Genomic DNA, 13,206 nt, shown 5'->3' on the forward strand with positions numbered 1-13,206 from the left:
TGCCGCCATTATAATTACAAGCTTTGCTTATGGAGAATTTTAGTGCGCGTCATCAGTGTTAACCTTAACGGAATTCGTTCTGCTTGGCGCAAGGGGTTGCTGCCATGGCTAGCACATCAAAATGCCGACATTGTCTGCGTGCAAGAGCTCAAAGCGCAAGCTGCTGACATGACCTCGGAAATGCTAGCTCCATCCGGTTACCACGGCTATTTCCAGTATGCAGTGAAAAAGGGATATAGCGGCGTGGGTATCTATTGCCGGCAAAAGCCGCATGCGGTAATGGAAGGGTTGGGCATACCTGAATTCGATAGCGAAGGGCGTTATATTGAAGCGCGGTTCGGTAATCTTAGTGTTGTGTCTCTTTACCTTCCCTCTGGTTCCAGCGGTGAGGAGCGCCAGGAGGTAAAATTCAAATTTATGGCTGCGTTCATGCCGCATCTGCGTGAACTTCACGCCAGTGGACGAGAAATTTTGATATGCGGCGACTGGAATGTAGCCCACACCGAAAAGGATTTGAAAAATTGGCGCGGCAACCGCAAAAATTCCGGTTGCCTGCCAGAAGAACGTGCTTGGCTTACTGAACTATTTAATGAAGTTGGGTTCGTAGATGTGTTCCGTCGTCTACATCCTGAACTGGAAGCTTACACATGGTGGTCAAATCGCGGTCAAGCTTGGGCAAAAAACGTGGGCTGGCGTATTGACTACCACATTGCCACGTCGAGTGTTGCACAGTCCGCTCGAGCGACAAGTATTTATATGGATCAGCGCTTTAGCGACCATGCACCGCTAACGGTGGATTATGATATAAATATTCAAGGTGCACCTGTCTCTTCGAGTATTTTAGAATGACAATAGCGCAAGAGACACTTGTGTCTTTGTCACTAGCAGTGGCCTAACTTGAAGTTTTTAAAAAAACCAGAATGTCCATGTTAAAATTAAAAGTTGTGTCACGTTATTGAGAGGCATTTGATGCTGGTTTTTCAGGGCGCGTCTAAATTAAATTCTGAATTTTCATCTCACCTTCACGAGGATAAAGGCATTTTCTAGCAGCCTGTCGGACTTAAAGAATCGTAGCGGAAATTTAGCGAACGAGGTGAGTTTTGACGGTTTTGCAGGATGAATAGTTGTGCTATTGCCCGAATATGTGTCGAGATATACCCCGATCAGCTAAATTTGCAGCCGATTTCCTTTAAATCCGGCAGGCCGCTGGGTCTCTACTAAAGAGACCTGTCGGATCAAGATGGGTAAGATGAAAGAATTGGAGAACAAGTTGAAGGAATTGGAAAAGGTGACGCTGATGAATAAGCTACCCATACTGGGCAGGGCTGAATCAAATACATGGATCGCGGTTGGTTGTGTTTATAGCGGACAAGGGAGAGGTAAATGATACCTGAGATCGGCAATTTCTCTCTAATGCTGGCGCTTGTGCTGGCTTTAATACTGGGCGTACTGCCTATAGTGGGTAGCATACGCGGCAATCGACGGCTGATGGCACTCGCCCGCCCGGCAGCTCGTGGGCAGCTAGCCTTCATCGCTATTGCATTCGGCTGTCTGGTTTATGCCTTTGTTACTAACGATTTTTCGGTTCAATACGTTGCTGCCCACTCCAACTTGCTGTTGCCAGTTCAGTACCGTGTCGCTGCAGTGTGGGGTGGGCATGAAGGCTCACTACTTTTATGGATGCTGATGCTCGGAGGGTGGATGCTGGCGGTGACGATATTCAGCAAACGTTTGCCAGAAGAGATGCTGGCACGCGTATTAGGTGTTATGGGGTTAATCAGTGTTGGCTTCCTCTCTTTCACGCTGTTTACCTCAAATCCCTTTGTGCGCCTGCTACCTGCCGCAATGGATGGGCGCGACTTGAACCCCTTATTGCAAGATCCTGGCATGATATTCCATCCACCCTTGCTGTACATGGGTTACGTAGGCTTCTCGGTGGCCTTTTCTTTCGCCATCGCGGCATTGATCGGCGGCAAGCTTGATGCAACTTGGGCACGCTGGTCACGTCCATGGACCACAGTGGCCTGGATGTTCCTGACGCTTGGTGTAATGCTCGGTAGCTGGTGGGCCTATTATGAGCTAGGTTGGGGCGGCTGGTGGTTTTGGGATCCAGTCGAAAATGCATCATTTATGCCTTGGCTGGTAGGCACTGCGCTGATCCACTCTTTGGCGGTAACGGAGAAACGTGGTGCTTTCAAAAATTGGACGGTATTACTCGCTATTGTTGCTTTTTCCTTAAGTTTGCTTGGTACCTTCCTTGTGCGCTCAGGGGTGCTGACTTCTGTTCATTCATTTGCTACTGATCCAGAGCGCGGACTTTTCATTTTGGCATTTTTGAGTGTAGTGATCGGTAGTTCGCTTGTGTTATTTGCGTGGCGTGCGCCGAAAGTGGGCTTGGGCAGTGGGTTCGGATTGATTTCGCGCGAATCGATGCTGCTCGTGAATAATGTACTACTGGTCGCCGCCGCTGGTGCAGTATTCCTTGGCACGCTCTACCCCTTATTTTTAGACGCATTAAACCTGGGTAAAATTTCGGTCGGTCCACCCTATTTTGAAGCAGTATTTGCGCCTATCATGTCAGTTGCCGTTTTCTTAATGGGTATCGGACCACGGGCACCATGGAAACAGGCCAGCTTGGCGAAAATTGTGAAACACTTGGCACCTTGGTTCATTATCAGCGTGGCTTTAGGCTTACTTGTGCCATCCTGGTTCGGCCGCTGGACGGCACCGGTGGTAGCCGGAACTTCGCTGGGGATGTGGGCGTTGCTCACAAGCGTGGCTTATCTGGTCATACGGGTGCGAGAATCAGCCAGCGGAAACGCCTGGGCAACGTTACGTGCTACGTCGCGCGCCACCTATGGCATGCTACTTGCCCATGCTGGAGTTGGCGTATTCATTCTCGGTGTGGCCTTGGTAAAAGGCTATGAAACCAGTAGTGAAACGCTTCTACGAGTAGGTGACACGACTACGCTGGACGGCTATGTTTTCCGTTTGCTTGCCATAGAGAGTGTAAAAGGGCCGAATTACAGCGCAATTCGTGGCACTTTAGAGATAACGCTGAATGGAGCAAAGGTAGACACGCTCCATCCTGAAAAGCGTGTTTATACCGTACAGGATTCAGCCATGACCGAGGGGGCCATATACACAGGATTGTTCCGTGATCTTTATGTTGCGCTTGGTGAACAAGTCAGCCGAGACGTGTGGACTATGCGTATTCAGCACAAACCGATGGTTAACTGGATCTGGGCTGGTTGTTTACTTATGGCTCTTGGCGGTTTACTGGCGGTGAGTGATCGTCGCTATCGTCTGCCATTAACGCCACCTGCGCAGCGCTTTAAGGAAGGTCGATGAACCGCTTTTTTCTTCCTCTGGGGATTTTTGTTATTCTCGTAATTTTTTTGTGGGTCGGGCTCAAACTCAATCCCAGAGAAGTTCCATCGCCCTTAATCAATAAGATAGCACCGACATTCCGGCTGCCACAACTTCACGACGCCGAAAAAACTATTGGACCTGAGGATTTGCGCGGCAAGGTATGGTTGCTTAACGTTTGGGCCTCGTGGTGTGTGACTTGTCGCCAAGAGCATCCTCTGTTGGTAGAGTTGGGACGGCAAAATTTGGTGCCAATTTATGGGCTTAATTACAAGGACGATCGTGAAAATGGCTTGGCTTGGTTAAAAAAACTGGATGACCCGTATGTCCTCTCAGCCTACGATCGAGAAGGTAATATTGGCATCGACTGGGGTGTCTATGGTGTTCCCGAAACTTTCGTCATTGATAAAGCAGGTCTCATCCGTCACAAATTTATCGGAGCACTCACGCCTGAACTCATACAGAACAAGCTAATCCCTCTAGTTAAGGAGTTGAACGGTGCATAGCAAATTTATCTTTGTTCTCGTGCTTTTGCTTTTAGCACCACTGACTAACGCGGATCAGACTGTGATATCAAAGGCCGATCCTGTATTGGAAGAGCGGGTTATGGCTTTGTCTGAACATCTTCGCTGTCTGGTCTGTCAGAACCAGACCATCGCCGATTCCAATGCAGAGCTTGCGGTTGACCTAAAAAATCAAGTACGCGATAAGCTGCGACAAGGAGAATCAGAGCAAGAAATATTGGATTATATGGTAAAGCGCTATGGTGAATTCGTTCTGTTCAAGCCATTGGTAAAATCAACCACATGGTTGCTCTGGTTTGGGCCACTTCTACTGCTGGTATTGGGCTTGGGTGTGCTCATCATCAATTTGCGTCAGCGTCGCAAGCTGATGCAGCAGGCGCCCGCCCTGAGCGCTGAAGAACATGTCCGTGCAGCGTCTATATTGTCTGGAAAAAGAGGCGAGGAGCATTCATGATAACATTTTGGTTTATAGTGGGATTGTTGATTGCTGTTACTTTGCTGGTTCTGTTGTTGCCATTACTCAGAAAAGGTAGTAGCTCAATACCCACCACACACTCAGAGGTGAATCTGTCCGTTTATCGGGATCAGCTACGCGAATTAGACGCAGATCTGGCAGGCGGAATACTGAATGAGGTTCAATATCAAAATGCGAGGAGCGATCTTGAGAGTCGCGTACTTGAAGATTCCGGTACCACTGAAATCGCTACTACGCCATCGACTGATAGCCGCTGGGGTGCTGCTTCGATCGCAGCATTGGTAATTTCAGTACCTTTGTTGGCGATTTTTCTATATTCCATACTGGGTACGCCTGCCGGTTTAAATCCGCAAATTCAGACAGCAGCTGTGGACGAATCACATCCAGCAACACCTGAGCAATTTGAGGCGATGGTGACATGGCTAGCGGAACAGCTTAAGGCAGATCCAGATAACGTCGAAGGCTGGGTGATGCTTGCCCGTTCCTACGCTATGCTCGAGCGCTATAAGGATGCCAGCGCTGCATATTCCCGTGCGGTAGCACTGCAACCAAACAACGCCGCTGTGCTGGCCGATTACGCCGATACACTGGCCATGCTCAAACAGACCCTTCAGGGCGAGCCAGAAAAAATAGTCCAGCAGGCGATAAAAGCTGACCCGGAGAATCTGAAGGCCTTATCTCTGGCAGGTTCTGCCGCTTTTGAACGCAAAGACTACCAGGGCGCCATTAAATGGTGGCAAAAAATACTCGATTTTTTGCCGTCTGATTCTCCTGTGGTGGCTGCGATTAGCGCCAGTATAAATGAGGCACGTGAATTAGCCGGACTGCCCTCGGCAGCTGTCGCTTCGCCCAGTAACAGGGCCTCGACAGAATCAAAAGCTACGAATGGGTCGGTGAGCGGTACGATACGCCTTGATCCTGCCTTTAAGGCACGAGTCGCAGATACCGACACAGTTTTTATTTTCGCCCGGGCTGCAGGGGGAGGACGCAAACCGCCGCTGGCCGTTATGCGCAAGACTGTGAAGGAGCTGCCGTTCGAATTTACGCTGGATGACAGCATGTCGATGGCACCGGGTTTTAATATATCGTCTGTGACCAATGTTATTGTCGGTGCGCGCATATCAAAGTCGGGGAATGCAACTTCTAGCTCGAAAGATCTGGAGGGTTTTTCGAAACCGGTGAAAACTGGTCAAAAAGATATAGTCGTTACGATTGATTCAGAGGTCGAATAAACGGTGGATTTTCTTCAATTTACGTGGCTATATTTTGCAAATTCCACATAGTTTGAATGCCCAGAAAAGCTTATCAAAACGTCACTTTTCTAAGTCGTACAGGGTGCTGACTTAAAGATGTCTGACAGCCTGCTAGGCCAATAGTCGGTGCTTAAGGATCTGTTGCCATCGAACCGGGATGATGCGATATAGCCAGCGGCCAAGTAATGTGTAGCGCATACGCAAGCCGAGATGTGCAAGCCGCAGCAACCAGTGTCCACCTGTCGATAGCTTACGATGCTTGTCGGCGGCAGCCACTCCCAGCGCAGTTTGTAGCGCAGTGTAAAGGGTGGTTTGAGGCAACGGTGCGGCGAATTTGGCAACATGATGCAACAAAACTTCGTGGTAAACCATCTCGGTGGCATTAGCCATGTCGCGCACCGAGGCGACCGGCACTGCCCGCGCTTGAGCTTGCTTGTGGATAAAATCGGCACTGTTTTCCGGCCGTAATATTGAAATAATGTCATCTAATATAGCATCTGTATCACACCAGTCTTGCATGATCCAGCCAGCCCCATTTGTTTGCACACGCTCATATAACGCGCCGATCGGTGGTACCAATGCTGGCCGTCCAGCCATCCAGGCTTCTGTCAGGGTGTAGCAATAGGTTTCCGGGCCAGCGGATGGGAACACCACCAGGTTAATTCGATAATGGTCGAGCAATGCTTCCATATGATCTGGTGTGTATTGGCCATGCACGGTCAATAAGGCGTCGGCAGTTTGATGGGGCTGAAACTGGCGATCCATATAGCCAACCACGACCCAGCGAAATGGCAGTTTGCGCTCGCGGCTGCGTTCCACTAAACGCTCCAATTGACGGGCGCCTTTGACCGGACCAATAGCACCCAACACACCGATACTTTGGTGCGCATCCTTAGGTAATAGTAGCGCTGATGTCAGCGCATTAGTGTGGTTGGCGGTGAAATCGACGCCGTGCTGGATAACGTGAATATCATCGCGTGGAAAATAGCGACTGAACATTTCAGCGGCCAAATCGCTCGGAGCAATCACGAATACTGCCCGTTTAATGAAATCAGCATGCACTGCGCGCCAAGCAACGATGTCTATGCCGCGAAAGTCTGGCTGGGCATTAAGGCAATTTTGACAGTTCGCTGCCTCAGTTTCGCTGCCACAATATAGTCCCTCGGCATCGAGCAAATTAATGGTCGGACAAGCCAGAAAAAAATCGTGCACACTGAAGCCAAATGGAATTCCAAGGTTGCGCATCGCTTCCAGTAAACCAGGTCGACAACCGGCCAGATGATGTATATGGCACAAATGGATACGAAAATTGGCACACAGGCCGGCCAGAAAATCCGTCCACAGCTGATCGGGTTGCCGGTTGAATTGATAAGTAAGCAGCTCACCGCTGTTGGCATCCTTCAGTTGCCAGACATCACCCATGGTTACCAATAAATAGTGACGGCAGTCTCCACCATCACTGTGCATCAAGCTGCGGGTGTGCTGCTCAGTACCGCCACTACGGCCGTGTATGATATGCAGAATGCCGGGTTTATCGCCAGCCGCTCCTGTGAGCGCCAGAAACGACTGTGCCAACTGACGGATTGGTTTGATTGGGTCGGCCACAATGAAAGCCATTACACGCTGCATATAGTCTGGATGCTTAGCCAGCAAACGCTGCATATTTTCTTTAACCAGCGTTTCTTTATTTGTACTAAAGGAGCATTTGCCGACATGTTGGATAAAAGTATCGTCGCACAGCACATTGCGCCATCCAGCTTCCAGCGCGCGCATACAGAAATCATTTTCTTCGCCATAGCCGAGACCGAAAGTAATAGCATCGAACATACCGATTTTATTAAGCAGACGGCGGCGAATAAACATGCAAAATCCGACCCCGGTGGGTATATCAGGATAAACGCGAAGAGCGGCAGCCTCTATAGCGCAATTGACGTCCTCCGCATTCATTCCTTGAGGTAACGCATTATCTTGGCAAAAATTTGGGAACGAGCAAATTTCGGCGTTGTTAGAAAACGGCGTGATTGTACCGATAAGCGGGTCTGAGTCAGCGCAACAGCCAAGTTTCCTCAACCAGCCTGTGGTAACGATGGTATCGGAATTGAGCAACACCACATCATTTTGACTGAGCTCCATACCACGGTTAACGGTGCTGACAAAGCCAATGTTGGTATCGTTCTGGAGCAGCGATAGACGTGGGTCGGCTGCGTTACGCAGTGTCTCAAAATAATCGGCAATGCGACTATCCGTCGAACAATCGTCAATCATAATGATGCGGTGATGGGGCATGGTGGTGCGAAGCACACTGTCGAGACAGCGCTGCAAGTCCTCACATGCATTGTAGACTGGGATGATAATGTCGATTGCTGGGGGTAACATGCTAATTCAAGAGTTTCCTTTGAAAGCACGCGTGATGAAACGCAACGGCGATTTTAGCCACCAAGTCAGACTGGCGCGATAGTCTATTTGCTGTTTGAGAACAACATTCAAGCGTTCATGTTCAGCAATTTGTTCGTTGTGTAACATCAGAAGCGCATTAAGTTTATTTATTTCTTCAGCATGTTCATTTAATTGACTGGTACGGTCATTTAATTGTTCTGTGCGCATATTCAAAAGCGCATCACGTTCAGCGATCAGGTGTTCACATTCTTCCATTTGTTGAGTGCGAAGCGAGAGAAATTTGTCGCGTTCAGTAATCAGGCACTCGCGATCTTTTAGAAGTTGATCCAGCTCCAGCACGCGCCTGGTCTGTTTGGCATAATCCTGATAAACCATTTCGGCGCTGTCGCTGAACAAAGAAAGTTTATTTAGCGCTGTCGGCAGCATTGTGGGGTTACGACTACAGACTGCGATGTAATACATTGGTTCAACAGAAGGCCGGCTGGTTACAGTAACTTGCCGATCGTCGTTAACAAAATATTCTGTTGTAACGCATGCCTGGTTTTCTGGCCAGATTGTGGAATGGAACAAAAGTTTCTGACCAAGCCAGGAAATATGCGGGAAAGACACATGTAGCAAGTCTTCCAGCTCATTTCTATACAGTTCACGCACATGAAATTCATTGTGATAATCATGTGCATCGGAATATAAGCGTTTGTTTGGAGAGGACAGAATCAATATCCCATCTGGGCGCAAGACACGCGTGAGTTCAGAAATAAACTCTTTCTGCATCTCAATATGTTCTATCGTCTCAAAGGAGATTGCGAAGTCAAAACTCGCATCTGAAAATGGCAAACATTCACATGAAGCCGTAACAAATTGCAGGTTAGCATGATGCCCATAATTGATTTTGGCGTGCTGAATTGCATCAGCAGATAAATCAACACCCACCACTTGATCAGCGGCTTCAGCCACCATAGCGGCACCGTAACCTTCACCACAGGCTACATCCAAAACTGTGCAATGTTGGGTTAACTGGCGTACCAAGGCATAACGGTGCCAATGTTCATACCAGATTTCGCCGCTACACTCGGGCAAAAAACGTTCACCCGTGAAGGAAAGAGGTTTGCTCACAAATTCAGGCAATATAAAAACTAAATATTATACACACTACAAGGATTAATTCAGCACTTAATGAATGTGTTTTGATGGTAAGTCCTCAAATTGATTGAACTTTAATTTGTTGACGTTGCCCAAACGTAAGGATAAGAATAATGGCTGAAAGTTCAGGGCCAGATCAACACATTAAATACTCAGAACCAGAACATTTCAAACGGGACCATAGCTCGTATGTATTTGTGCGGCGCATGCATCTGAGATGCACTATGAATCCATTAATGGTCAGAGTCCAAGTACATTTTTTGTTGCCACATTCTTTGAAGTGCGTCTTCCAGATGCAGAGCAAAACGTGAAGCATTAAAAAGTGGCGAAGCAAGCGCTTTCTGCCGTAATACTGACCTCAGCTGCACCAAACCATTAATGTCAGTGGCGTGCAACAGCGACCGGGTTACGTAGTCACTTTCATCACCGACAATCCAGTCTTCGAGGCCGACACAGGCAAGCATGCTGGCACCTTGACGGGCAAGTAATGTGTCGCCTGCGAGGGTCAGTGTAGGTACCCCCATCCACATAGCTTCGCAGGTTGTGGTGCCACCCGGATAAGGGAATGTGTCCAAAATGATATCCACGTTAGCATATGTCGCAAGATAATCCGCTCTTGGAACATGTCCTTCCATTATTACCCGCTCCGGCATTATCCCGACGTGAGCTAACCGACGTTGCAGATATTCGCGTGCAGTTGAGCAATTCATCTGACTACTTTGCAGCCATAGTCGAGCTTCTGGCAAAGCGAGGAAAATTTGCCCCCATGCAGCCAGTACAGCATTATTTACCTTGGTAAGATTTTGGAAGCAACCAAAAGTGATATAGCCATTCTGTACTGCCGGCAAGGGTGTTAATCCCAGTTCCGTACTATTCGCAGGTGGAGTGAAGCAAAGCCGAGTTTCTGGCAAGTACCACACAGTTTCGGTAAAGTGCTCTTGGTGAGATTCCGGCACCGATACTGGATCTGCCAGCAGATAATCAATCCCAGGTAACCCGGTAGTAGCGAAATATCCCAACCAACTTACTTGCACTGGGGCAGGCTTCAACGCAAACATTGGCAAGCGATTGCTGGCAGTATGCCCTGCCAGATCAACAAGAATATGGATGCCATCGTCGTGAATTTTCTGGGCTGCGGCTTCGTCGCTAAGACCCACGATAAGATTCCACGCAACAAAACAAGGTCGGATACGGGCGGTGAGTTCGTCCTCTAGCGGAGAGACCGAATATGCAACTAGTTCTACACGATCAGGGTTTAAATTCGCGAGAATGCCTTCCAGGAAGAAACCAACTGGATGCGCTTTAAAGTCTCCGGAAACCAAGCCAATCCGCAAAGTCTGCACACTTTTTTCAGCTGAATTTGCTGGATAAACGGACCAACTTGTATACGGTTGGACACTTCTCATCACTTTGTTGCCATAATCACGTGCTTCAGCAAGATAAGTATCAGGCGAGCACTTGGAATAAAAGCTTAGGGAAAAAAGCAGGTTGCTATGGGCCTTGGAATAAAACGGCCTGAGCGCGAGTGCTCTGTGGTAGCTGTCAACCGCCTCATCCAATTTGCCTTGTTCCTGTAACGCAAGTCCCAGGTTGTTGTACGCTTCGGCATAATCCGGTTTGATTGAAAGCGCTTTGTAGTAGTGGGCAATCGCCTCGTCCATTTTGCTTTGCTTATGAAGCGTAAGTCCGAGGTTACTGTGCGCCTCGGCAAAATCCGATTTGATTTCGAGCGCCCTCTGGAAGCTTCCAATCGCCGCATCCAATTTGCCTTGATCTTTAAGTGCATTCCCCAAATTGTTGTGCGCCTCGGCAAAATCGGGTTTGATTAAGAGCGACTGGTAGAAACTCATAACGGCTGCTTCCAGATTGCCTTGTGCCATGAGCGCATTCCCCAAATTGTTATGCGCATCAAAAAAATCTGACTTGAGTGAAACCGCCTTACGATAACTTTCGATTGCTTCATTCAGCTTGTTTTGCGCCTTAAGTGCAGCTCCCAAGTTGTTGTATGCTTCGGCATAATCAGGCCTGAGCTGAAGCGCTTGGCTGTAGCAGGCTATTGCTTCTTCTAGCAGACCTTGATCCTTGAGTGCATTCCCCAAATTGCTGTGTGTCTCAGCAAAATTCGGTTTTAATGCGAGTGACCGACGGAAGTTCTCAACCGCTGCTTCCAAATTACCTTGTTCCTTTAGGGCATTTCCCAAGTTGGTGCACGCTTCGGCAAAATCAGGCTTGATCGAAACCGCTTGTTGGTAATTTAGGATCGCTTCCTGCAGCCGACCTTGATCTTTGAACGCGTTCCCCAAGTTAATGTAATAAGCTGGATTAGATGGATTTACACTAATGGCTCTGCTGATAAGTCCAACAGCAATCTCGCTCTTCCCCCTCCGAAGAGCAATCAGCCCTGATAAATGCAGCGCATCCGGGTGGTTTGGCACTATCTGGAGTATTTGTTGATATATAGCTTCTGCTTGAGACAAACGCCCAGCCTGATGGTGCTCCCGTGCAACCTGGATGACTTGGGAAATTGATAAATCTGATGACTGCGTTTTAGCCCTATCAACTTCGCCATTTGGCTCGCAACAATGCTTATATTTCTTTCCTTTGCCACATGGACATGGATCATTTCGGCCGATTTTTTTCATTTTAAATATCGTTTGAATATTTTAGATTGGTGTTATCTACTTGCTTAAATACCAGGTCGGGTAGCGGTGATTTCGAGATCAAGCGGGCCACCAATCACGGCACTTGTCGTCGCCTGCAGTTGTAAACATGGCTTCAATGACAATGTTTAATCACGGACTCTTCATTCCAAGCAAGAGAGTACACTAAAAAATTTTTGTGTACGGCATGTGCCTGTGCAAAGCAACTTTGACCTAATGGGTATCTCTAAAATCGCAATTTTCGAGCAGCTGCATTTGACTTACCTGCGTATCCGTTTCGTCACAACACGGCGTTACTCGAAAAATAATCGCTTGCATATCAACATGTATGCTGCAGTAAATTTTTTTACTCGTCTCCTGTCTTGTCTGGCATCCTGTCGGATTTAAACAATCGTAGCGAAAATTTAACTGAACGAGGATGAATTTAGACAGTTTTGCAGGTAGTAGTTATTCTATTGCCCAAGAAATCGGCGAAATAGTCACCGCTCAACTCAATTTGTAGCCGACCTCCTTTAAGTCCGACATGCTGCTAGAAATTTGAATTTTTAGAGGTGTCCGTTATATTATCATGCAGACAATTTATGCCTAATCGATCAATGTCTACACCACGTTTTTTTTGCCCCCCGCCATTGCATGCAAGCACCAAATTTGAGCTGCCACAAGCTGCTGCACATCACGCCAGCCGAGTTTTGCGCTTGCGTGTTAATGATGAAGCTCGGGTATTTGATGGTATAGGCAATGAACTTCATGGCCGCATCTGCGAAATCGAAGGCAAAAGAGTGGTACTGGAGAAACTGGAAGTCTGCACGGTCGACCGCGAATCTCCATTAAACATCGTACTGGCGCAGGCGCTATGTAGTAGCGAAAAAATGGACTGGGTAATACAAAAGGCCACTGAACTCGGTGTTACCGAAATGCAGCCAGTACAGACTCAACGTAGCATGACAAAGCTAGCTGGAGAACGCGCTGAAAAGCGCACCCAGCATTGGCATGGCATCGCTATTGCAGCATGTGAGCAATGTGGCAGAAACATATTACCTAAGGTTCATGCTCCGCTGGAGTTTCGCTCTTGGATTGCCGCTATGAGCGATGCGCCGGGCAGTAAATTTATCCTGTTGCCAGAAGCCGTGACAACATTGCATGCGCAACCGAAACCGCAAGATAAAGTTACCCTGCTGATTGGACCAGAAGGTGGCTTCAGTGCGGACGAAGCACAGCTTGCTCAACAGGCGGGTTTTGTTTCTGTCCGTTTAGGCGCACGCTTGCTACGTACTGAGACGGCTGCTGTGGCGGGCATAGCTACTTTGCAAGCATTGTGGGGAGATTTTATTTCGTCGACGCTGAAATAAACATAACCTATTGATGTTATGTTGCATTATTTTATTTTA

9 protein-coding genes are annotated in these 13,206 nt (G+C 48.1%); 6 read left to right on the top strand and 3 right to left on the bottom strand.

The features are described 5' to 3' along the window. Positions 1-42: 42 nt before the first annotated feature. The 5 genes from MJ770_RS02590 to ccmI all read left to right on the top strand — a co-directional run bounded on the left by MJ770_RS02590 (position 43) and on the right by ccmI (position 5,600). Positions 43-849, top strand: a complete 807-nt coding sequence (locus MJ770_RS02590) for an exodeoxyribonuclease III (RefSeq protein WP_239250046.1) — start codon at positions 43-45, stop codon at positions 847-849. A gap of 534 nt (positions 850-1,383) precedes the next feature. Next, positions 1,384-3,351, top strand: a complete 1,968-nt coding sequence (locus MJ770_RS02595) for a heme lyase CcmF/NrfE family subunit (protein ID WP_239250047.1) — start codon at positions 1,384-1,386, stop codon at positions 3,349-3,351. Continuing rightward, positions 3,348-3,875, top strand: coding sequence for a DsbE family thiol:disulfide interchange protein (locus tag MJ770_RS02600; protein WP_239250048.1), 528 nt, complete (start codon positions 3,348-3,350; stop codon positions 3,873-3,875). Before MJ770_RS02595 ends, MJ770_RS02600 begins: the two co-directional genes overlap by 4 nt. Then, a complete protein-coding gene (locus MJ770_RS02605; RefSeq protein ID WP_239250049.1) occupies positions 3,868-4,347 on the top strand; it encodes a cytochrome c-type biogenesis protein in 480 nt (159 codons plus the stop codon). The genes MJ770_RS02600 and MJ770_RS02605 overlap by 8 nt, the downstream gene beginning before the upstream one ends. Continuing rightward, positions 4,344-5,600, top strand: coding sequence for a c-type cytochrome biogenesis protein CcmI (gene ccmI / locus MJ770_RS02610; protein WP_239250050.1), 1,257 nt, complete (start codon positions 4,344-4,346; stop codon positions 5,598-5,600). The genes MJ770_RS02605 and ccmI overlap by 4 nt, the downstream gene beginning before the upstream one ends. 132 nt (positions 5,601-5,732) lie before the next feature. Here ccmI and MJ770_RS02615 read toward each other — a convergent pair whose 3' ends face one another. The 3 genes from MJ770_RS02615 to MJ770_RS02625 form a co-directional block, all read right to left on the bottom strand. Then, positions 5,733-7,997, bottom strand: a complete 2,265-nt coding sequence (locus tag MJ770_RS02615) for a glycosyltransferase (protein ID WP_239250051.1) — start codon at positions 7,995-7,997, stop codon at positions 5,733-5,735. Between the two features lie 6 nt (positions 7,998-8,003). Next, entirely contained in the window at positions 8,004-9,131 is a 1,128-nt protein-coding gene (locus tag MJ770_RS02620; RefSeq protein ID WP_239250052.1) for a class I SAM-dependent methyltransferase, read from the bottom strand. A gap of 260 nt (positions 9,132-9,391) precedes the next feature. After that, entirely contained in the window at positions 9,392-11,800 is a 2,409-nt protein-coding gene (locus MJ770_RS02625) for a tetratricopeptide repeat protein (RefSeq protein WP_239250053.1), read from the bottom strand. A 599-nt stretch (positions 11,801-12,399) separates the two neighbouring features. Here MJ770_RS02625 and MJ770_RS02630 point away from each other — a divergent pair. Further along, positions 12,400-13,167, top strand: a complete 768-nt coding sequence (locus tag MJ770_RS02630; protein ID WP_239250054.1) for a 16S rRNA (uracil(1498)-N(3))-methyltransferase — start codon at positions 12,400-12,402, stop codon at positions 13,165-13,167. Positions 13,168-13,206 lie beyond the last annotated feature (39 nt).

The organism is Candidatus Nitrotoga sp. M5, from assembly GCF_927904885.1.
Taxonomy (GTDB): Bacteria; Pseudomonadota; Gammaproteobacteria; order Burkholderiales; family Gallionellaceae; genus Nitrotoga.